Here is a 20,423-nt window from a genome sequence, read left to right as displayed (position 1 = left end):
CCAATGATTAGCACTCGACCCATGAGAGTGCAAGCGCCTACCCAGGGTCCGGGCCGGCACCCCCCGGACATGCCGAAGGGTCCGCACCCAGGGCGCGGACCCTTCGATCAAGAACGGAAGAACGTCGCTGCAGTTGATCCGGCGCGTGCTTCAGCTGGTCGCCAGTCGGACCATGTCCGCCTGCGGCCCCTTCTGGCCCTGCGAGATCTCGAAATCGACCCGCTGACCCTCTTCCAGGGTGCGGTAGCCGTCCATCTGAATCGCGCTGTAGTGGACGAAAACATCCGCACCACCGTCGACCGCGATGAAGCCGTACCCCTTCTCCGCGTTGAACCACTTGACGGTGCCCTGAGCCATGCCTAACTCCCCTATTACTGGCCCTTGCACGGATCCGCACTTCGCGAATCCGGGTCAGACCTCACCCCCCACGGTTGGGGGCGTGCGCCGGAACGCGTCGACCGCGGCTGAATGTATCTGTCCAACTGCCGTCTGCAACAGGTCAATCGGACGAGAAATCCGGGCGCGACCGGTCGGGAATGTACCGAGAATTCACCAGAATCCAGGGCAAGTCGGGCCCCACAAAAGGAGCATAAGGTGCAAAAAACCTGCACACTTTGGCGACTTCTCGCTGCCCGAGAAGTCGGAAGCCATATGCGTCCGGCATGCAGATCCGGGCCGGTTCCCCAACTGTACCGTGCTCAACCATGCAGAATTGCCCCCTCCGCTTCTCTCACGGAGGGGGCAATTCGATGAACTCTTCGTCACCGACCTTACCGACGGTAATAATCGGGGCGCCCGACCTGTTCGTCAGCCGCCGGCGACGGCCGGAATGATCGAGACGCCGGCGCCGTCCGGAGTCGCCGTCTCCAGCCCCTGCTCGAAACGCACGTCGTCGTCGTTCACGTACACGTTGACGAAGCGGCGCAGCTTGCCCTGGTCGTCGAGGACACGGGCGGCGATGCCCGTGTGGTTCTTCTCCAGGTCGGCGATGACCTCGGCGAGGGTCGCGCCTTCGGCGGCGACCTCGGCCTGCCCGCCGGTGTAGGTGCGCAGGATGGTGGGGATACGAACGTTGACGCTCACGTGGAACCTCCGGTCAGCTACGACGCCCGGTCAGGGGCGCGGGGAACTGCGCGACCAGCCCCTACCGGCCCGCAGACGAACAACTACCTCTTACGCGAGTCCGGCCTCGCGGAACGAGTCCAGCCGGGGACGGATGGTCGCCGTCAGCCCCGTCCCGGCCACCGCGTCCAGCGTCTTGAGCCCGTCACCGGTGTTGAGGACCACCGTGGTCAGGCCCGGGTCCAGCACACCGTTCTCGATGAGCTTCTTCGTCACGCCGACGGTCACGCCCCCGGCGGTCTCCGCGAAGATCCCCTCGGTCCGGGCCAGCAGCTTGATCGCGTCGACGACCTGCTCGTCGTTCACGTCCTCCACCGCACCACCGGTGCGCCGCGCGATGTCCAGCACGTACGGGCCGTCGGCGGGGTTGCCGATCGCCAGCGACTTGGCGATGGTGTTCGGCTTCTGCGGGCGGACCACGTCGTGCCCGGCCTTGTACGCCGCCGACACCGGCGAGCAGCCTTCGGCCTGGGCGCCGAAGATCTTGTACGGCCTGTCCTCGACGAGCCCGAGCCGGATCAGCTCCTGCAGGCCCTTGTCGATCTTCGTGAGCTGCGAGCCGGAGGCGATCGGGATCACCAGCTGGTCCGGCAGCCGCCAGCCGAGCTGCTCGCAGATCTCGTACGCCAGCGTCTTGGACCCCTCCGCGTAGTACGGCCGCAGGTTGACGTTCACGAAGCCCCAGCCCTCGCCGGCCGGGTCACCGATCAGCTCGGAGCAGAAACGGTTCACGTCGTCGTAGTTGCCCTCGATGCCCACGAGCTCGCCGCCGTAGACCGCCGCCATGACGACCTTGCCCTGCTCCAGGTCGTGCGGGATGAAGACGCACGAGCGGAAGCCGGCGCGGGCCGCCGCCGCGCCCACGGCACCGGCCAGGTTGCCGGTGGAGGAGCAGGACAGCGTGGTGAAGCCGAAGACGCGCGCCGCCTCCAGGGCCTGCGCGACCACGCGGTCCTTGAAGGAGTGCGTCGGGTTGCCGGAGTCGTCCTTGACGTACAGGCCGCCGCTCACGCCCAGCTCGCGGGCGAGGTTGTCGGCCTTGACGAGCTTGGTCCAGCCGGGGTTGATGTTCGGCTTGTCCGCCACGTCCGCCGGGACCGGCAGCAGGGGCGCGTAGCGCCAGATGTTCGCGGGGCCCGCCTCGATCCGCTTGCGCAGCTCCTCGGTGCCGTAGGCCGAGAAGTCGTACGCGATCTCGAGCGGGCCGAAACACTCCTCGCACGCGAAGACCGGTCCGAGAGGCACCCGGTGCCCGCACTCGCGGCAGCTCAGGGCGGCGGCGGGGCCGAGGTCGACGGTGGTGGAGTCGGTGGTGCTTGCAGCAGTCTGCGCAGCCATGGAGGCGAGGCCCTTTCTCCTCATCTTCCTCACGACGCATCTCGCCGTGAGACGGATTTGGCACCTTCCCTAGCCGGAGAGCCTCGCGGAACGATCAGCAGTGATCTACGAGTACCGGCTGGAGGGTTGCCGGGGCTTCATCGGGCCGTTTCCCTCTGCCCCTCTGGATGAGCTGTATGCGGTTGTGAACGGCGGTGACCCCGGACATGCGATGGTCATCGGCGTTGTTCAAGACTGTAACCGACGACCAGGACAGTTGAGAGAGCCGTCCGTAACGCGAGACAACAGTGAGGAGCCGCCGACCGTGCTGGAAGAAGTCGAGCGCTGGCTGCGCACCCGCTCCTGGTCCGTGGCCGACCGCCCGCTCCACGGGATACTGGCCGCCAAACAGCGCACGGGTCAGTCGGTCTCCGTCGTCCTGCCCGCGCTCAACGAGGAGGAGACGGTCGGCGAGATCGTCGCCGTCATCCGTCACGACCTCATGCAGCAGGTCCCGCTGGTCGACGAGATCGTCGTCGTCGACTCGGGGTCCACCGACCGCACCTCCGCGGTGGCCGCCGCGGCGGGCGCGCGGGTGGTGCACCGGGACGAGATCCTGCCGCGCATCCCGGCCGCGCCCGGCAAGGGCGAGGTCCTGTGGCGCTCCCTGCTCGTCACGGAGGGGGACGTCGTCTGCTTCATCGACGCCGATCTGAGGGAGTTCTCCTCCGACTTCGTCTCCGGGATCGTGGGCCCGCTGCTCACCGATCCGGAGGTCGATCTGGTCAAGGGCATGTACGACCGCCCGCTCGCGGGGGCGGCGGGCCAGGGCGGCCGGGTCACCGAGCTCATGGCGCGCCCCCTGCTGAACATGCACTGGCCGCAGCTGGCCGGTTTCGTGCAGCCGCTCGGCGGCGAGTACGCGGCCCGCCGCAGCCTCCTGGAGCAGCTGCCCTTCCCGGTCGGCTACGGCGTGGAGCTGGGCATGCTGGTCGACGCCCTGCACCTGGTGGGTCTCGACGCGCTCGCCCAGGTCGACGTCGGGGTGCGCAAGCACCGGCACCAGGACGGTCAGGCGCTGGGCCGTATGGCCGCCGCGATCTACCGCACGGCGCAGCTGAGGCTGGCCCGCGGGCATCTCGTGCGGCCGTCGCTGACCCAGTTCGAGCGCGGTGAGGACGGCTTCGAGCCACGGACCTACTCCGTGGACACCGAGGAACGCCCGCCGATGGCGGAGATCGCCGAGTACGCCGAGCGCCGGGTGGCCTGAGACCGCCGGTCACACGCCGTATACGGTCCACCCGCGAGGGGCAACCAAACGTTTGAGCGTTTACGGCCCTGGCTAGGTTGTGGCTTATGGCTTCCACGCACGGCGCTGCTCATCAGGTGCTGGTCGCGTCCAACCGCGGACCGGTCTCGTACAAGATGCAGGACGACGGCTCGCTGTCCCCCAGGCGGGGCGGCGGCGGGCTGGTCTCCGGCCTGTCCGCGATCGGGCCCGACGCGGGTGCCCTCTGGGTGTGCTCGGCCCTGTCCGACGGCGACCGCGAGGCGGTGCGGCGCGGGGTCGGCGAGGACGGCGTACGGATGCTGGACATCCCGGCCGCCGTGCACGCGGACGCGTACAACGGCATCGCGAACTCGGTGCTCTGGTTCGTCCACCACCTGCTGTACCAGACCCCGCTGGAGCCGGTCTTCGACGCGGAGTTCCGGCGCCGGTGGGCGTCGTACGAGACCTACAACCGCGCCTTCGCCGAGGCGCTCGCCGAGGAGGCCGCCGAGGGCGCGGCCGTACTGGTGCAGGACTACCACCTGTGCCTGGTGCCCGGGATGCTGCGCGAGCTGCGCCCGGACCTCAGGATCGGGCACTTCTCGCACACCCCGTGGGCGCCGGCGGAGTACTTCCGGCTGCTGCCGGACGACATCGCCGGGCAGGTGCTGCGCGGCATGCTGGGCGCCGACCGGCTCGGCTTCCTCACCCGGCGCTGGGCGGACGCGTTCACGGCGTGCTGCACGGAGCTGGTGGGCGGCCTCGGCGGCACCGAGGTCGGTGTGCACGGGCTCGGCGCGGACGCGGACTTCCTGCGCCGGCGCGCGCACGAGGCCGACGTGGCCGAGCGGATGACCGCGCTCAGGGCCGAGATCGGGGAGGGCCGCAGGACGGTCGTACGGGTCGACCGCACCGAGTTGTCGAAGAACATCGTGCGCGGGCTGCTGGCGTTCCGGCAGCTGCTCGACGACCGGCCCGAGTGGCGCGAGCGCGTCGTGCACGTGGCGTTCGCCTACCCCTCGCGCCAGGACCTCGCGGTGTACCGGGACTACACGGCCGAGGTGCAGCGGCTGGCCGAGGAGATCAACTCCCGCTACGGCACGCCCGGCTGGACCCCGGTGGTGCTGCACGTCAAGGACGACTTCGCGCGCTCGCTGGCCGCCTACCGGCTGGCCGACGTCGCCCTCGTCAACCCGATCCGGGACGGCATGAACCTCGTCGCCAAGGAGATGCCGGTGGTCTCCGACGAGGGGTGCGCGCTGGTGCTCTCCCGGGAGGCGGGCGCCCACGCGGAGCTGGGCGAGGACGCGATCACCGTGAACCCGTACGACGTCGTCGAGACGGCGAACGCGCTGCACGAGGCGCTGACCATGTCCGCCGGGGAGCGGGCCGAGCGCACGAAGCGGCTGGTGGCGGCGGCGACCGCGCTGCCGCCCGCGCAGTGGTTCCTGGACCAGCTGAACGCGCTGAGGGGTCAGGAGAGTTGAGCCGCCAGTCCGCGTAGCAGCCGGACGACTCCCGCGGGGCCGTCCACCACCAGGTCCGCGCGCTCCCGCAGCTCGGTGACCTCGTCGCTGCCGCTGCACACCAGCAGACCCGGCACGCCGTCGGCGCGCAGCCGCTCGACGGCGGCGAAGGCGGGCAGGTCGCCGAGGTCGTCGCCGGCGTAGAGGACCGCCGAGGCGCCCGTCTCGCGGACGTACTCCAGCAGGGCCACGCCCTTGTCCATGCCCGGCGGGCGCAGTTCCAGGACCAGGCGGCCGGGCTCGACGATCAGGCCGTGGCGCGTGGCGAGGTCGGTCAGGGGTGCGCGCAGCGCCTCGAAGGCGGCCTGCGGGTCGGCGGCGCGGCGGGTGTGGACCGCGACGGCGCGGCCCTTCTCCTCGACCCAGGTGCCCTGCCAGGCGCCCTCGCGGTCGAGGACCCCGGGCAGCTCGGCGCGGACGGCGGCGACGCCGGGGTGCGGGGCGGGGGCGCTGACCTCGCCGCTGACGGCGTCCCAGCGCTCGACGCCGTAGTGGCCGAGGACGATCAGGTGCTCCAGTCCGGGGACGCCCGCGAAGCCGCCGTGGCGGACGGCGACGCCGGCCGGGCGGCCGGTGACGACCGCCACGGAGGCGACCTTCGGGGCGAGGGCGGCGAGCGCCGGCACCGCCTCCGGGTGTGCCCGGGCCTGCTCGGGGTCCGCCACGATCGGGGCGAGGGTGCCGTCGAAGTCGAGTCCGACCACCGTCTTGCCGGGGCCGGCGAGGATCGCCGCGAGTCCGTCGCGGCCGGCCCGGGTGGCAGGCGTCGGCAGGGGGTCCATGGAGTGCGTCGAGTCCGTGTCCGCGGGGATGCCCATGGGGCGACCTTAGCCGGGGTGCCCCCTCAGCGTTCCGCCCGCCGCTGTTCCCGCACCCGCCGCAGCCTGTTCACCGTCACCGGGTCGTGGGCGAGCGCCCTCCTGTCGTCCAGGAGGGCGTTCAGCAGCTGGTAGTAGCGCACGGGGGCCAGGCCCAGCTCCTCGCGGATGGCGCGCTCCTTCGCGCCCGGCCCCGGAAAGCCCCTGCGCTCCAGGGCGAGGACGGCCCGTTCCCGGTCGTCGAGCTGGTCCTGGTCCATGGCTGCACCGTAGCCCCCGGCACCGACAGCGCCTACCGCGCGTTCTCCGCGCGGGAGGCCGTGGACTGCAGCTGCGCGAGGGTGGACTCGGGGCTGCCGTCGGGGGCGACCGCCTTGCCTATGTTCTTCTTGACGGCCGCGGCGACCTGCGCCCAGGAGGTGTTGCCGACCGGGTACAGCTCGGACAGCGGAAGCTGGTCGAGGAACGGCTTGAGATCGGCGTCCCGCCGGTCCGAGCTCATGATCTCGGAGGCGGAGGTGGTGACCGGCAGCAGGTCGTACTCGCGGGAGAAGGCGAGCACGTTCTTGGTGCTGTAGACGAAGTCGAGGAAGTCGCCGACCTGCTGGGCGTGGCCGTTCTTCCTGAAGGCCATCATCCAGTCCGCGACGCCCATCGCGTTCCTGCTCCGCCCGTCGGGGCCGGGCATCGGCACCATGCCGAACTTCACGCCCTTCTTCGCGGCGATCTTCATCAGCGAGGGGTGGCCGTCGAGCATGCCGACGTCGCCGTCGGCGAAGGCCGCGAAGGCGGCGGCGCGGTTGAGCTTGCCGGGCGCGACCGGCCCGGTCAGGCCCTTGTCGACCAGGTCGTCCTTGAGCCAGTCGAAGGTGTCGACGTTCTGCGCGGAGTCGATGCCGTAGGTGCCGAGGTCGTCGGTGTAGCCACCGCCGCCGCTCAGCAGCCACTGCATCGTCTCGGCCTGCGCCTCCTCGGGTCCGAGCGGCAGCGCGTAGGGGTACTTCACGCCCCGCTGCTTGAGCGCCCCGGCGTCGGAGGCGAGTTCGCTCCAGGTCCGCGGCGGGGTGAGGCCGGCGCGCTTGAAGAGGGTCTTGTTGTAGAAGAGCAGCCGGGTGGAGGCCGCGAACGGCATCCCGTACTGCACGCCCTTGACCTGGCCCGCGGTGGCGAGCTGGGAGGCGAGGTCGGCCTGCGCGGTGATGGAGAGCAGGTCGTCGGCCGTGTAGAGCAGGTCCTTGTCGGCGTAGTCGGCGTACGCCCCGATCTGCGCCATGTCGGGCTCCTCGCCGGCGTCGACCAGCTCCCTGACCTTGCGGTCGACGTCGTTCCAGGAGTAGACGCTGACCTCGACCTTCACGTCGGGGTGCTTGCTCTCGTACTCCTCGACCAGGCCGTCCCAGTACTTCCGGGAGCTGTTGGCGGCGGAGTCGCCGTAGTCCGCGGCCACCAGTCTCAGGGTGACGTCCCCCGATCCGCCGCCGAGGCCGCAGCCACCGAGGACCGCCGTCATGCCCAGAGCGGACACCGCCGCGATCGTTCCTGTCCTACGCCGCTGCACTGCTTGTGACCCCAACCCTGCTGTCTCGCTGTTCACCATATGGACGCAACAGGTCTACACCACGTGAGTGGACTAGACCTCTCGCGGGTCCTGGGGCCACACTGTCCCCCGTGAGACATGTCATCGCCCTCGACGTGGGCGGCACCGGGATGAAAGCCGCGCTGGTGGCGGCCGACGGCGAGCTGCTGCACCAGGACCGCCGAGCCACCGGGCGCGAGCGCGGGCCGGACGCGGTCGTCGAGGGCATCCTCGACTTCGCCGCCGAGCTCAGCGCGTACGGCGCCGGGCGGTTCGGCGAACCCGCGGCCGCGGCCGGCGTCGCCGTCCCCGGCATCGTCGACGCCGACCGGGGTGTCGCCTCCTACTCGGCCAACCTCGGCTGGCGCGACGTCCCCCTGCGCGCGAGGCTGTCCGCCCGGCTCGGCGTCCCGGTCGCCCTCGGCCACGACGTACGGACCGGCGGCCTCGCGGAGGGCCGGATCGGGGCGGGCAAGGGCGCCGACCGCTTCCTGTTCATCCCCCTCGGCACCGGCATCGCGGGCGCCATCGGGATCGCCGGCCGGGTGGAGGCGGGCGCGCACGGCTTCGCCGGCGAGATCGGCCACATCGTCGTGCGGCCGGGAGGCAGCCCCTGCCCGTGCGGGCAGACCGGCTGCCTGGAGCGGTACGCCTCCGCGGCGGCCGTCAGCGAGGCGTGGGCGGCGGCCTGCGGGGACCCCGACGCGGACGCCGCGGACTGCGCGAAGGCCGTCGCGTCCGGCGACCCGGACGCCGTCCGGGTCTGGCAGGACGCGATCGACGCCCTGGCCGACGGGCTGGTCACCGCCCTCACCCTGCTGGACCCGCGCACCCTCATCGTCGGCGGCGGCCTCGCGGAGGCGGGGGAAACCCTGTTCACACCCCTGCGGGACGCCGTCCGACGGCGGGTCACCTTCCAAAAACTGCCGTCGATCGTCCCCGCGGCGCTGGGGGACACGGCGGGCTGCCTGGGCGCCGGACTACTGGCCTGGGATCTCCTAGCCACCACTGACCGCACGGAGGTAACGCCCTGATGGCAACCCCCCCAGGGGCGCGGGGAACTGCGCGACCAACCACGACGCACCCGCAGGTACTCACGGGCGCACAGGTCGTACTGCCCACCGGCACAGTGGCCGACGGCAGCGTGATCGTCGACGGCACCCGCATCGCCGGCACGGCTTCCGAAAGCGCCGAGATCGTCGATCTCCGCGGCCACTGGATCGTGCCCGGCTTCGTCGACATCCACAACCACGGCGGCGGCGGAGCCGCCTTCTCCGGACCGGCGGACGACGTGCTGAGGGCCGTCCACGCGCACCGCGCCCACGGCACCACCACCCTCGTCACCTCGACCGTCACCGACGACATGGACCTCCTGGTCAAGCAGGCCGGTCTGCTGTCGGAGCTGGCCGAGCAGGGGGAGATCGCCGGGATCCACTTCGAGGGCCCGTTCATCTCGCCGTGCCGCAAGGGCGCGCACTCCGAGGCGCTGCTGCGCGACCCGGACCCGGCGGAGGTGCGCAGGCTGATCGACGCGGCCCGCGGCAGGGCCAGGATGGTCACGCTCGCCACCGAACTGCCGGGCGGCATCGACGCGGTACGGCTGCTGGCCGAGCACGGCGTGATCGCGGCCGTCGGGCACACGGACGCGACGTACGAGCAGACGGTGGCGGCGATCGAGGCCGGTGCCACGGTCGCGACGCATCTGTTCAACGCGATGCCGCAGATCGGCCACCGGGCGCCCGGCCCGATCACGGCCCTGCTGGAGGACGAGCGCGTCACGGTCGAGCTGATCAACGACGGCACGCATCTGCACCCCGCCTCCCTGCAGCTGGCGTTCCATCACGCGGGCGCGCGGCGGGTGGCGTTCATCACCGACGCGATGGACGCGGCCGGGGCGGGCGACGGGCGCTATCTGCTCGGGCCGCTGGAGGTCGAGGTCAGCGAGGGGGTGGCACGGCTGGTGGAGGGCGGTTCGATCGCGGGCTCCACGCTCACCATGGACCGGGCGTTCAAACGGGCGGTGACCGTGGACGGCCTGCCGGTCGAGGACGTGGTCGCGGCGGCCTCGGCCAACCCGGCGAGGCTGCTGGGCATGTACGACACGGTCGGTTCGCTGGAGCCCGGCAAGGACGCCGACCTGGTGGTCCTCGACGCGCACTTCGATCTCAAGGGCGTGATGCGCCGGGGCGAATGGGTGGTCGATCCCCAACTGGGGTGATCTGTCCAGCTGTTGAGGGCGGCGGTTGTCCTGGAAGACTGGGACGGCCGCCGTCCGTTTGGCATGATCACCCTTCCGGACGGACAGATCCATCTTCGGGGGAGGTCGCACAGGTGATCCTCACGGTCACGCTGAACACCGCTCTCGACATCACGTACCGCCTGCCGGCACTCAAGCCGCACTCCACCCACCGGGTCACCGAGGTGACCGAACGGCCCGGCGGCAAGGGCGTGAACGTCGCGCGGGTGCTCGCGGAGCTGGGACACGAGGTGACGGTCACCGGCTTCACGGGCGGCGCCACGGGCCGCATGGTCCAGGACGGCCTGGCCGCGGTCGCGGGTCTGGTGGACGCGCTCGTCCCGGTCGAGGGCCGCACGCGGCGCACGGTCGCGCTCGTGGACGAGCGGACCGGCGACACCACCCAGCTCAACGAACCCGGTCCCACCGTCACCCCCGCCGAGTGGGCCGCCTTCCAGGAGGCCTACGAGGACCTGCTCGCGACGGCGTCCGCGGTGGCGCTGTGCGGCAGCCTGCCGCCGGGGGTGCCGGTGGGGGCGTACGCGGGCCTGGTGCGGGCCGCCAAGGCGGCCGCCGTCCCCGTCCTCCTGGACACCAGTGGCGAGCCGCTGCGGCGGGGCGTCGCGGCCCGTCCCGACCTGATCAAGCCCAACGCCGACGAATTGGCCGAACTCACCGGCTCCCACGACCCGTTGCGCGCCACGCAGGACGCCCGCCGCCGGGGCGCCCGCGCGGTGGTGGCCTCCCTCGGCACGCAGGGACTGCTGGCGGCGACCCCCGAGGGCCGCTGGCGCGCCACGCCCCCGGCCCGCCTGGACGGCAATCCCACGGGGGCCGGCGACTCGGCGACGGCGGGCCTCCTGTCGGGCCTGGTCGAACGGCTCCCCTGGCCCTTGCGCCTCACCCGCGCGGTGGCCCTGTCGGCGGCGACGGTCCTGTCGGCGACGGCCGGCGAATTCGACCGGGGGGCCTACGAGGAGCTGCTGGGGCGGGTGGCGGTGACACAGGAGGTCAGCGCGGCCTGACGCCCCGACGGCTCAGCCGCCGGACTTGACCCAGCCCTTGACGAGCCACATCTGGTCGAGCAGGGCGTCGCACTGGTTGCCCTGCTCGCAGGACAGCTTGATGGTGTTCGTGCCCTTGTTCAGCTGGATGTAGTTGTAGGTCTTCGTCCAGCCCTTCGCGTAGTCGCCCTCGGCGGCGTTCGCCCAGTTCTTCAGGTCGACGGGCGTGTTGGAGGCCGTGCCGTTCACCGTCAGGGAGGCGCTGGCGTCCTTGCCGGGCACGCTGTAGCCGACGTAGACGGAGTACTTGCCGGACTTGGGGATGCCGTTGACCGTCCAGGTGACCGACGCGCCGGCCGCGTTGAACCCGGTGACGTACACCCCGCCGTCCGCCTGCGCGCCCTTCACGTCCGACGCGGTCGTGGTGCCGCCGTCCAGGCGCAGGGCCTTGGCGTCGATGGTCGGGAGGTCCTCCTCCGCGGCGGCGCTGTTGCTGTTGGAGGGGCTCGGCTGCGAGCTCTGCGAGGTGGACGGCGCGCTGGAGCTGTCGCCGCTCGCCTTGTCCTTCTGGTCGTCGCCGCCCATCATCGCCACGCCGATGCCTATGACGACCGCCGCGACCACCGCGATCGCGCCGATCAGCAGCCCCTTGGTGTTGGGGCCGCCGCCGCGGCCGCCGCCGGTGTAGGAGGGCTGCTGCACGGGGGCCGTGGGGGCGCCGCCGCCCGGCAGGGTCTCCGGCGCGGCGTAGTGGGCGTTCGGCGAGCCGTAGGCGCCCTGCTGCGGGGACGCGCCGTAGGCGCCCTGCTGCTGCGGGACCTGCCCGGGGGCGGCCGTCTGCTGCGCCGGCTGGCCGTACTGCCGCTGGCCGACCGCGCGCACCCGGTTGACGGAGTTCGGGTAGCCGTAGCCGCCGGAGGGCGGCTGGGCTCCGTTGGCCTGCCCGTCGGCATAGAGGTAGCCGAACGGGTCGTCGTCCTCGGGCGTGCTGGCGCCGTTGTTGCCGGACGTCATCCCTTGGTACTCCTCAGCAGGTGCGGGTCTGGTGCGATCGGTGGGGTCAGAATGGCGAGCCTACCCGCTCCCGGTGCCCCAAACGGGTGACTCGGGTCGCATCGGCTCGCTGACCTGGTGATCAACCCGCGCGTCTGTGCTGTTTGGGACGAGATCGTTTCTCTACGTACATCCGCTCGTCGGCGGACTTCAACACTTCGTCCGCGGTCATGCCGCAGTGCGCCCAGCCGATGCCGAAACTCGCACCCACGCGCATGGCCCGGCCGTCGACCCGGATCGGCTGGATGATCTCGCTGCGCAGCCGGACCGCGAGGTCCTGCGCGTCGGCCCGTCCGAGCCCGTCGGCCAGCACCACGAACTCGTCCCCGCCGAGCCGCGCCACCGTGTCGCCGTCGCGCACACCGCGCGACAGCCGCCGGGCGACCTCGATGAGCACCGCGTCGCCCGCGTTGTGCCCGAACCGGTCGTTGATCGACTTGAAGCCGTCGAGGTCGCAGAAGAGGACCGCGAGCCCCTTGGTGCCGTCGTCGTGGTCGTTGGCCGGCGCGGCGGTGTGCACATGGTGGTCGAAGCCGTCGAACACCTCGACGCCGCCGCCCGGCCGGAAGTCGAAACCGTGGCCGTTCGCGTCGAAGGCCGGGTGGCCGTAGGCCGCGTCCAGGGACTCCAGCGCGCCCGGGTGGGTGGGGCGGTGGCACAGGCGCGAGGACAGCCGCGAACGCAGTTCGGCCGAGTTCGGCAGGCCGGTGAGCGAGTCGTGCGAGGCGCGGTGGGCGAGCTGGAGCTCGCGGCGCTTGCGCTCCTCGATGTCCTCGACGTGCGTGAGGAGGAAGCGGGGGCCGTCCGCGGCGTCGGCGACGACGCTGTTGCGCAGCGACACCCAGACGTAGCTGCCGTCGCGGCGCCCGAGTCTGAGTTCCGCCCGCCCTCCCTCGGCGGACGTCCGCAGCAGCGTGCCGATGTCCTCGGGGTGGACCAGGTCGGAGAAGGAGTAGCGGCGCATCGCGGAGGCGGGGCGGCCGAGCAGCCGGCACAGCGCGTCGTTGGTGCGCAGGATCCGGCCGTGCTGGTCGCCGCCCATCTCGGCGATGGCCATGCCGGAGGGGGCGTACTCGAAGGCCTGACGGAAGCTCTCCTCGCTGGCGCGCAGCGCCTGCTGCTCGCGCTCCAGTCTGACCAGTGCGCGCTGCATGTTGGCGCGAAGCCGTGCATTGCTGATCGCTATGGCCGCCTGGAACGCGTACATCTGGAGCGCTTCCCGGCCCCACGCGCCCGGCCGGCGGCCGTTGCGCGGCCGGTCCACGGACAGGACGCCGATCAGCTCACCGCAGGAGCCGCCCGGACCGCCGGGCATGTACATGGGGGCGAACAGCCGGTCGGAGGGGTGCCACTCGTCCTCGAAGCGGGGCGCGGGCCCGTCGGTGTACCACTGCGGGACGTCGTCGTCGTCGAGGACCCAGCCCTCGGTGTGGGATATGAAGACCAGGTCGCCCCAGTGCTCGCCCATGCTCAGCCGGCGCTCCCAGGACTCGCGGGAGCCGACCCGGCCCGTGATGAGCGCCTCCGCCGCCGCGTTGCCCGCGAAGGCGGCGACCACGAGGTCGCTGTCGGGGCGGACGAGGTTGACGCACGCCAGCTCGTAGCCGAGGCCTTTGACCACGCCGTCCGCGACCGTCTGCAGGGTGTCCGCCAGGCTGCGGGCCGTGTTCATGTCAGCCATGACCTGGTGCAGTTGCCGCAGGGTCGCAAGACGGACGTAGGGCTCCGACTCGGTCTCCATGCTCGCCCTCCCCCCGAGACCTCGCAGTGAATCAAGGGTTCTCATCGGCGTATCGTTCCTGGCAGCTTCCCAGCCACTGAATCACAGCGCGCTGCCCACTCGGTACACAGGGTCAACAATTAGTGGCCCTTGTGACTCAAGTCACAGCTAAAGATGAACAATTGAGTGGTGATTCTGCGTTTTCCCTGTGCGTTTACCGAACGCAAACTTTGTGACTATGTGGGGATGATGCACAAGGGTACGTGCTCCTTCACACTCCTTCCCGGACTCGGTCCGCAGACCTAGGTCCATTCTGGGACCGGGGCCCGATGCGGCCCGCGCAGAGCGGAGATTAGCGTTTTCGGCGTGCTGAACACTCCCCTTGCCGCATTCCCGATCACTGCTCAGCCCGCCTCCGGGCATGCTGAGGGGGTGAGCGACGACGAGTTCCGCGCGGCGATGTCCCGGCTGGCCGCGGGCGTGGTCCTGGTGACCGCACAGGAGCCGCCGCTGGACCCCGACGACCCGTCGGCGCCGGGCGGCGAGGACGTCGGCATGACGGCGACGTCCTTCATGTCGGTCTCCCTGGACCCGCCCCTGGTGATGGTCAGCCTGCGCACGGGCGCCCGCATGGACGACCTGCTCGACGAACAGCCCCTGTGGGCGGTCTCGGTGCTCTCCGAGAGCCAGCGCCACATCGCCGGCCGCTTCGCCATGAAGGGGCGCATCAGCGACCGCCTGCTCTTCGACGACATCCCCTACGCCCGCGGCGAGGCGACCGGCGCGCCCCTGGTGCGCGGTGCGCTGGCCACCCTGGAGTGCCGCACCGAGCAGCGGGTCGTGGCCGGCGACCACACCCTGGTGATCGGCCGGGTGCTGACGGCGTCGGTACCGAGCGCCGGCGGCGCGCCCCTGGCCTACTTCCGCGGCCGCTACCGGCAGTTGGGCTGACCTGCCCGTTCCCCGTCACCCGCACGGGACAGCAGCAGGGTGCGCCCATGACGTCCCGTCTGCCCGACGGGGCCCGGCGCGCCCGCCCTCCGGGCGGACGACGGGACCTGCACCACAGGCTCTAGACCAGGCGCACGTCCAGCGTGGCGACGCGCTCCGGGGCCGTCACGATCTCGATCACGGCGATCCGGTCCCGTACGAAGGTGAAGGCGAGGGCCCGGTCGAGGCGGTCCTCCAGGAAGACCGCGAGTCCGGTGGCGCCGCCCACCAGCGCGGGACGCGCCACGTACGCGACGTGGGCGAAGCTCGCCGCGCCCTTGGCCACGCTCCGCGCCCCCGAGGTGACCCCGGCGTCGGTGCGCGCGACGACGTCCGGGTCGAGCAGCTCGACCAGCGCCTCGAAGTCGCCCTCCCGCGCCGCCGCCAGGAACGCGTTCACGACCTCCCGCTGCCGCACCAGGTCCCGCCCGGGCAGATCCGCGCCCTGCACCCGGCGCCGCGCCCGGCTGGCCAGCTGCCGCGCCGCCACCGGGCTGCGCCCGACGATGTCCCCGACCTCCTCGTAGGGCACGGCGAACAGGTCGTGCAAGACGAACGCCAGCCGCTCGGCGGGCGAGAGCGTCTCCAGCACGACGAGCAGCGCGACGCCCACGGAGTCGGCGAGCAGCGCGTCCTGCTCGGGTCCGGCGACGGAGGCGTCCACCACGGGCGCGGTGGTCTCCAGCGGCTCCTCCGCCCGGGACTTGCGGGTGCGAAGCATGTCCAGGCAGACCCGGCCGACCACCATGGTCAGCCAGCCCCCGAGGTTCTCCACCTGCCGGGTATCGGAACGGCTCAGCCGGAACCACGCCTCCTGCACCGCGTCGTCGGCCTCCACGCCCGAGCCGAGCATGCGGTAGGCGACGGCACGCAGATGGCTTCGGTGCGATTCGAAGCGCCGGGCGAGGAATTCGTTCTCCGCCGCGTTGCGCGCGCCGTCCGCGCCGGGAATTCCGTTCTCGTCCATCGTCACAGCTCCTCGCCCGCCGTTTCCCTGCCGACGACGTGACGAACCGGAGGCCGCGGATGTGACATGAGGACGGACTACGACCGAGAAGAACGCCCGGCCGTGCTCACTGCCAGTCCCGGCCGGAGCGCCCCCGCTTCGTGTCCGAACGCTGCTTCTTCTCCCGCAGCCGCCGCTCGTTGATCCCCCGCGGGATCCGGGTCGCCCGGCGCGGCCTGGGCGGCGGTGCGGTCGCCTCGGCGAGGAGTGCCGCGAGGCGGACCGCGGCGGTCTCGCGGTTGCGCCACTGCGAACGGTGCTCGGAGGCGCGGACGGAGACGACGCCGTCGACGAGCCGCCCGGACAGCCGCTCCAGCGCCCGCCGCTTCCACGCCTCGGGCAGCGCCCGCGTGCCCGCCAGGTCGAAGCGCAGCTCCACCTGCGAGTCGCTGGTGTTGACGTGCTGCCCGCCGGGCCCCGACGACCGCGAGAAACGCCACATGAGCTCGGCCTCGGGCAGCGAGACCGAGCCGCGGACGACATAGGGACCGGACATGCCCCCATCGTCGCGCGGCTGACTGGCACACGTCACGCGAATATCGTTCACCGCGAGTTCGGTAAAGAAAGTAAAGAGACGCGGAACCTTCCGTACCCCTGCTGGCGTTCATACAGGTAGCTGTAGCTTCGTGCCGTACTGCCCGTCCGGCACGCACCTGCCGTACGACACACAAGGGAAAGGACTCCCAACCATGGCTGTAAGCCTGTCCAAGGGTGGCAACGTCTCGCTCACCAAGGAGGCTCCGGGCCTGACCGCCGTCACCGTGGGCCTGGGCTGGGACGTCCGTACCACCACCGGGACGGACTTCGACCTCGACGCCTCCGCCATCGCGGTCAACACGCAGGGCAAGGTCTTCTCGGACGCCCACTTCGTGTTCTTCAACAACAAGCAGACCCCGGACAACACCATCGTCCACACCGGCGACAACCGCACCGGTGAGGGCGAGGGCGACGACGAGGCGATCAACGTCAACCTGGCGGGTCTCCCGGCCGACATCGACAAGATCGTCTTCCCGGTCTCGATCTACGACGCGGAGAACCGCTCGCAGAACTTCGGCCAGGTCCGCAACGCCTACATCCGCATCGTCAACCAGGCCGGCGGCACCGAGATCGCGCGCTACGACCTCTCCGAGGACGCGGCGACGGAGACGGCCATGGTCTTCGGCGAGCTCTACCGCAACGGCGCGGAGTGGAAGTTCCGCGCGGTCGGCCAGGGCTACGCCTCGGGCCTGGTGGGCATCGCCCAGGACTTCGGCGTGAGCGTCTGACGCACGCCGCATCGAGCGGGAGCCCCCGGCCGTACGGCCGGGGGCTCCGGTGTTCGATCCCCGAGGCGCGGCACGAGGGCCGCCCGCTCCTGAACCGCGCCGGGTCGGGGTCGCCGGACGTGGGATCAGGAAACCGCCGCCGTCCGGGACTTCACGGTCCAGCTCTCCCCCACGCCACGCGGAGCCCGGCCGGCCGGGCTGCCGGCGACGGAGCAACTCCGCACCCGGGGGATGCCGGTGGAGCCGGCGGAGCGCATCGTGGCCGAGCCGGCCACGGACGCGGCGCCGCGCGGCCGCGTACCGGGGCGCGATGTCCGCCTGACGCTCCACGTCGTCGCGGGCACCCTCCGCACCGAGGTCACCGACACACGGGGTGACCGTCTGCCGCACCGCCGTCCCGCCGCGGCGGACGCCGCGTCGGGCCGCGGCCCCGTGCTCGTGGACGCGCGCGCAGACAAGTGGGGCGTCGCGCCGGGCGACACGGCCGTCCTGCCGCGCCGGCCGGACACCACCCGGTCGCCCGCCGCGCCGCGGAGGATGTGACGGTCGGCCCTCCCGGTGCGCTGGACCAGGTGGATGCAGGGAGGGGGCCCTCACAGACCGTCCCCGACAGAAAAGACACGCCTTGACGACCATCCAGCACGGCCGCGCGGGCCGGCGGCAGGCCATGCGCCGGATCCGTCCCCGGCGCTCCCCCGCCACACCCCTGCTCGCGCTCTCCTGGGCCGGCGCCGCCGCCGTCGTGTGGCTGTGGTGGCGGGGCACGCCCGCCGTCGCCGCGACCACGGCCGACCGGCTGGTGAACGCGGGCCGCATCACCGGACTGCTCGCCGGCTACGCGATCGCCCTGGTGATCGCCCAGATGGCGCGCGTCCCCGCGCTGGAACGCCGGGTCGGCTCCGACCGCGTGGTGCGCCGGCACGCCCGCAGCGGCCGCTACGCGCTCTCGCTGGCCTTCGCCCACGTGGTGCTGATCCTCTACGGATACGCCCTGCAGTCGGACACCGGCGTCGTGGCGCAGACGGTGTCCGTCGTCACCGGCTACCCGGACATGGTCGCGGCGACGGCCGGCACCCTGCTGCTGCTCCTCGTCGGCTTCGTCTCCGCCGGCGCCGTACGACGCCGTATGCGCTACGAGACCTGGTACTACCTGCACCTGCTCACCTACGCCGCGGTCTACCTCACCTTCTGGCACCAGCTGACGACGGGCGACGAGTTCGTCGGCGACGCGGCCGCCCGTGCGGCCTGGTACGCCCTGTATCTCCTGGTCGGCGCACTGCTGCTGTGGTTCCGCGTGCTCACTCCGCTGCGGCTCAACCTCCGGCACCGGATGCGGGTCGAGGCGGTGGTGCAGGAGACGCCGGGTGTGGTCTCCGTGCTGATCCGGGGCCGGCGGCTGCACCGCCTGGGCGCCGAGGCCGGGCAGTTCTTCCGCTGGCGGTTCCTCACCAAGGGCCTGCGGTGGACCGCGCATCCCTACTCCCTGTCGGCGCCGCCCCGCCCCGACCTGCTGCGGATCACCGTGAAGGCGGTCGGCGGGCACAGCGCGGCGCTGGCCCGGCTGCGGCCCGGCACGCGTGTGTGGGCGGAGGGCCCGTACGGAGCGATGACGGCGGCCCGCCGCAGCCGCGGCAAGGTACTGCTGCTCGCGGGCGGCGCGGGCATCACCCCGCTCCGGGCCCTGTTCGAGACACTGCCCGCCGCGTCCGGTGATCTGACCTTGCTCTACCGGGCCCGCACGGCCGAGGAACTGGCGCTGCGGGACGAGCTGGAGGCGATCGCGGACGAACGCGGGGCCCAACTGCTCTACGCGGTCAACAGCCCCGACGGGCGACGGCCCGCGATCACCGCGAAAATGCTGCGCCGGATCCTGCCGGACATCGCCCGCCACGACGTGTACCTGTGCGGTCCGCCGGGGCTGGCCGAGGAGTCGTACGCCGCCCTGCGCGAGGCGGGCGTCCCGCACCGCCGTATCCACCACGAGTCGTTCGAGTTCTGACCTCGCCGCAGGTCCCGGGTTCTGACCTCGCGGGGGGGTTGTCGGTGAGCCTGTGACATCTGGATCCGTTGGTGCGCTGGGACTCCCGTGAGGAAGAAACATCCGTTCCGCCACGCACTGCTGGCCACGGTGGGCACCGTCTCCGGCATCGTGCTGCTGCTCGCTCTGAAGCCGAGCACGGACCCGGGTCCGGCACAGGCCGACGCCCCCACTGCCGCGGCCACGGTCACGGCCCGGTCCTCCGCGCCGCCTTCCCCGTCCGCGGCCTCGCCCTCCCCGTCCGCGTCGGCCCCGCGGTCGAGGACGCCCGCGAAGAAGCACACCGCTGCCACACCGAGCTCATCGCGCCCGGCGCCCGCCACCCCCACCAGGACGAGCAGCGCCCCCTCCGCCCCGAAGACCACCGCCGCCGCACCCGCGCCCCGCACCGTCACCGGGACCACGGCGCAGACGAGGTACGGTCCCGTCCAGGTACGGATCACTCTCAGCGGCAGCAGGATCACCGGGGCGAGCGCCGTTCAGTACCCGGACGAGACGGCACGCAGCAAGGACATCAACTCCACCGCCGTCCCCAAGCTCAACCAGGAGACGCTCCAGGCGCAGAGCGCGAGCATCGACACGGTGTCGGGAGCCTCGTACACCAGCGCCGGCTACCGGCAGTCGCTGCAGAGCGCACTGGACCGGGCCGGCCTCTGACCGCGCCTCGGACCCGGCCGCCCGTGCGGGCGGATAGGTTGCGCACCATGATCCTGGAGCAGCTCCGCCTCACCCCCGACCACGGCTTCCCGGCCCCGATCCTCACCGAGCTGACCGCCCTCTACGCCTCCAACCGCGACTTCCACGCCCTCAGCGGTGATTTCCCCGACCCGAACGACATCCGGCCCGAGCAGGTCGCGACCGCGCTGGCCGACGAGTTCGTGAACCCGGACGTCGAGGTGCTGCTCGCGCGCAGCGAGGGCCGGCTCGTCGGGATCGCCGTCACTCTCGGCCGCCACCCCGACCCGTCCGATCCGGACCCGTGGATCGGCCTGCTGATGGTGGACGCGGGCCTGCACGGCCAGGGCCACGGCCGACGCCTGGCCACGCTCGTCGAGGACCGCTTCCGGGCGGCGGGCCGCGGGGCCGTCCGTCTCGCCGTACTCGACAACAACCCCGCGGCCCTCGCCTTCTGGACGGCCCTCGGCTACGAGGTGATCGACCGCCGCACCGATCTCCGACTGGGCCGCCCCTGCTCGGTGCTGCGCAAGGAACTGACCCGCCGGGTGTGACGTTCCGCGCCCCGACTCCGCTTACTGGACGTGGAGTTGACCCGGCCCGACCCGTCCGTATAACGGATTTCGCACCACGGCTTTCGGACACGATCACGTAAAGTTTCTTGACGGTGACCTGCCAAACAGGCCGGTCCGGGTGTCACGCTCTCCTCGCTCGCCGCAACTCTGTGCCCCACCTGTGCCCCCACCATGAGGCCAGCCCTAAGGAGACCGAGTGAGTCAGCATCGCCACGCCCTGCGCACCGCCGCC

The 20,423-nt window shown here is 71.8% G+C and carries 21 protein-coding genes and 1 riboswitch; of the genes, 11 read left to right on the top strand and 10 right to left on the bottom strand.

Going from position 1 to position 20,423, the window contains the following annotated elements:
- Positions 1 to 150: 150 nt before the first annotated feature.
- The 3 genes from ACIRPX_RS31085 to thrC all read right to left on the bottom strand — a co-directional run bounded on the left by ACIRPX_RS31085 (position 151) and on the right by thrC (position 2,460).
- Entirely contained in the window at positions 151 to 357 is a 207-nt protein-coding gene (locus tag ACIRPX_RS31085; RefSeq protein ID WP_019057200.1) for a cold-shock protein, read from the bottom strand.
- A gap of 450 nt (positions 358 to 807) precedes the next feature.
- Complete coding sequence (locus ACIRPX_RS31080; protein ID WP_119103018.1) at positions 808 to 1,083, bottom strand: MoaD/ThiS family protein; 276 nt, start codon at positions 1,081 to 1,083, stop codon at positions 808 to 810.
- 90 nt (positions 1,084 to 1,173) lie between these two features.
- A complete protein-coding gene (gene thrC / locus ACIRPX_RS31075; protein WP_404201415.1) occupies positions 1,174 to 2,460 on the bottom strand; it encodes a threonine synthase in 1,287 nt (428 codons plus the stop codon).
- Positions 2,461 to 2,477: 17 nt separating this feature from the next.
- Positions 2,478 to 2,634, bottom strand: a riboswitch (SAM riboswitch).
- Positions 2,635 to 2,764: 130 nt separating this feature from the next.
- Between thrC and ACIRPX_RS31070 the strand changes: the two genes are divergently transcribed.
- Both ACIRPX_RS31070 and ACIRPX_RS31065 read left to right on the top strand, forming a co-directional pair.
- Positions 2,765 to 3,709, top strand: coding sequence for a glucosyl-3-phosphoglycerate synthase (locus ACIRPX_RS31070; RefSeq protein WP_404201413.1), 945 nt, complete (start codon positions 2,765 to 2,767; stop codon positions 3,707 to 3,709).
- Positions 3,710 to 3,795: 86 nt separating this feature from the next.
- A complete protein-coding gene (locus ACIRPX_RS31065) occupies positions 3,796 to 5,196 on the top strand; it encodes a trehalose-6-phosphate synthase (RefSeq protein ID WP_404201411.1) in 1,401 nt (466 codons plus the stop codon).
- Here the strand turns inward: ACIRPX_RS31065 and otsB are convergent.
- Genes otsB through ACIRPX_RS31050 form a run of 3 tightly spaced genes read right to left on the bottom strand, consistent with a single transcriptional unit; the run spans position 5,184 to position 7,563 of the window.
- Positions 5,184 to 6,053: a trehalose-phosphatase gene (otsB, locus tag ACIRPX_RS31060; protein WP_404201409.1), complete on the bottom strand. Its 870-nt coding sequence runs from the start codon at positions 6,051 to 6,053 to the stop codon at positions 5,184 to 5,186. The genes ACIRPX_RS31065 and otsB overlap by 13 nt on opposite strands.
- A 26-nt stretch (positions 6,054 to 6,079) precedes the next feature.
- A complete protein-coding gene (locus ACIRPX_RS31055; protein WP_404201407.1) occupies positions 6,080 to 6,313 on the bottom strand; it encodes a DUF3263 domain-containing protein in 234 nt (77 codons plus the stop codon).
- 32 nt (positions 6,314 to 6,345) lie between these two features.
- Complete coding sequence (locus ACIRPX_RS31050) at positions 6,346 to 7,563, bottom strand: extracellular solute-binding protein (protein ID WP_404201460.1); 1,218 nt, start codon at positions 7,561 to 7,563, stop codon at positions 6,346 to 6,348.
- Between the two features lie 158 nt (positions 7,564 to 7,721).
- On the opposite strand from ACIRPX_RS31050, the gene ACIRPX_RS31045 reads away from it, so the two are divergent.
- The 3 genes from ACIRPX_RS31045 (at position 7,722) to ACIRPX_RS31035 (ending at position 10,890) form a co-directional block, all read left to right on the top strand.
- The gene (locus ACIRPX_RS31045) at positions 7,722 to 8,663 is read left to right on the top strand and encodes an ROK family protein (protein ID WP_404201405.1); all 942 of its coding nucleotides are present in this window, start codon (positions 7,722 to 7,724) and stop codon (positions 8,661 to 8,663) included.
- Complete coding sequence (gene nagA / locus ACIRPX_RS31040) at positions 8,663 to 9,847, top strand: N-acetylglucosamine-6-phosphate deacetylase (RefSeq protein ID WP_404201403.1); 1,185 nt, start codon at positions 8,663 to 8,665, stop codon at positions 9,845 to 9,847. Before ACIRPX_RS31045 ends, nagA begins: the two co-directional genes overlap by 1 nt.
- 113 nt (positions 9,848 to 9,960) lie before the next feature.
- The gene (locus ACIRPX_RS31035) at positions 9,961 to 10,890 is read left to right on the top strand and encodes a 1-phosphofructokinase family hexose kinase (RefSeq protein WP_404201401.1); all 930 of its coding nucleotides are present in this window, start codon (positions 9,961 to 9,963) and stop codon (positions 10,888 to 10,890) included.
- 12 nt (positions 10,891 to 10,902) lie between these two features.
- Here ACIRPX_RS31035 and ACIRPX_RS31030 read toward each other — a convergent pair whose 3' ends face one another.
- Entirely contained in the window at positions 10,903 to 11,883 is a 981-nt protein-coding gene (locus ACIRPX_RS31030; RefSeq protein WP_404201399.1) for a CBM35 domain-containing protein, read from the bottom strand.
- A gap of 121 nt (positions 11,884 to 12,004) precedes the next feature.
- Positions 12,005 to 13,663, bottom strand: a complete 1,659-nt coding sequence (cdgB, locus tag ACIRPX_RS31025; protein ID WP_404201397.1) for a diguanylate cyclase CdgB — start codon at positions 13,661 to 13,663, stop codon at positions 12,005 to 12,007.
- A gap of 345 nt (positions 13,664 to 14,008) precedes the next feature.
- On the opposite strand from cdgB, the gene ACIRPX_RS31020 reads away from it, so the two are divergent.
- A complete protein-coding gene (locus ACIRPX_RS31020) occupies positions 14,009 to 14,593 on the top strand; it encodes a flavin reductase family protein (protein WP_404201395.1) in 585 nt (194 codons plus the stop codon).
- 121 nt (positions 14,594 to 14,714) lie between these two features.
- On the opposite strand, the gene ACIRPX_RS31015 is transcribed toward ACIRPX_RS31020, so the two are convergent.
- Positions 14,715 to 15,599: a sigma-70 family RNA polymerase sigma factor gene (locus ACIRPX_RS31015; protein ID WP_404201393.1), complete on the bottom strand. Its 885-nt coding sequence runs from the start codon at positions 15,597 to 15,599 to the stop codon at positions 14,715 to 14,717.
- A gap of 106 nt (positions 15,600 to 15,705) precedes the next feature.
- Complete coding sequence (gene arfB / locus ACIRPX_RS31010; protein WP_404201391.1) at positions 15,706 to 16,134, bottom strand: alternative ribosome rescue aminoacyl-tRNA hydrolase ArfB; 429 nt, start codon at positions 16,132 to 16,134, stop codon at positions 15,706 to 15,708.
- A gap of 193 nt (positions 16,135 to 16,327) precedes the next feature.
- Here arfB and ACIRPX_RS31005 point away from each other — a divergent pair, with 193 nt between their 5' ends.
- From ACIRPX_RS31005 to ACIRPX_RS30985, 5 genes are all read left to right on the top strand, one after another.
- Positions 16,328 to 16,903: a TerD family protein gene (locus ACIRPX_RS31005; protein WP_404201389.1), complete on the top strand. Its 576-nt coding sequence runs from the start codon at positions 16,328 to 16,330 to the stop codon at positions 16,901 to 16,903.
- A gap of 258 nt (positions 16,904 to 17,161) precedes the next feature.
- Positions 17,162 to 17,446, top strand: a complete 285-nt coding sequence (locus ACIRPX_RS31000; protein ID WP_404201387.1) for an ATP-binding protein — start codon at positions 17,162 to 17,164, stop codon at positions 17,444 to 17,446.
- 124 nt (positions 17,447 to 17,570) lie between these two features.
- Positions 17,571 to 18,902, top strand: a complete 1,332-nt coding sequence (locus ACIRPX_RS30995) for a ferric reductase-like transmembrane domain-containing protein (protein WP_404201458.1) — start codon at positions 17,571 to 17,573, stop codon at positions 18,900 to 18,902.
- 87 nt (positions 18,903 to 18,989) lie between these two features.
- Positions 18,990 to 19,598, top strand: coding sequence for an FMN-binding protein (locus tag ACIRPX_RS30990; RefSeq protein WP_404201385.1), 609 nt, complete (start codon positions 18,990 to 18,992; stop codon positions 19,596 to 19,598).
- A 47-nt stretch (positions 19,599 to 19,645) separates the two neighbouring features.
- The gene (locus ACIRPX_RS30985) at positions 19,646 to 20,170 is read left to right on the top strand and encodes a GNAT family N-acetyltransferase (protein WP_404201383.1); all 525 of its coding nucleotides are present in this window, start codon (positions 19,646 to 19,648) and stop codon (positions 20,168 to 20,170) included.
- Positions 20,171 to 20,423 lie beyond the last annotated feature (253 nt).

Origin of the sequence: Streptomyces sp. NPDC101225 (genome assembly GCF_044767585.1) — a bacterium.
GTDB lineage: Bacteria > Actinomycetota > Actinomycetes > Streptomycetales > Streptomycetaceae > Streptomyces.
This window is presented reverse-complemented; position numbering and strand designations above follow the sequence as displayed.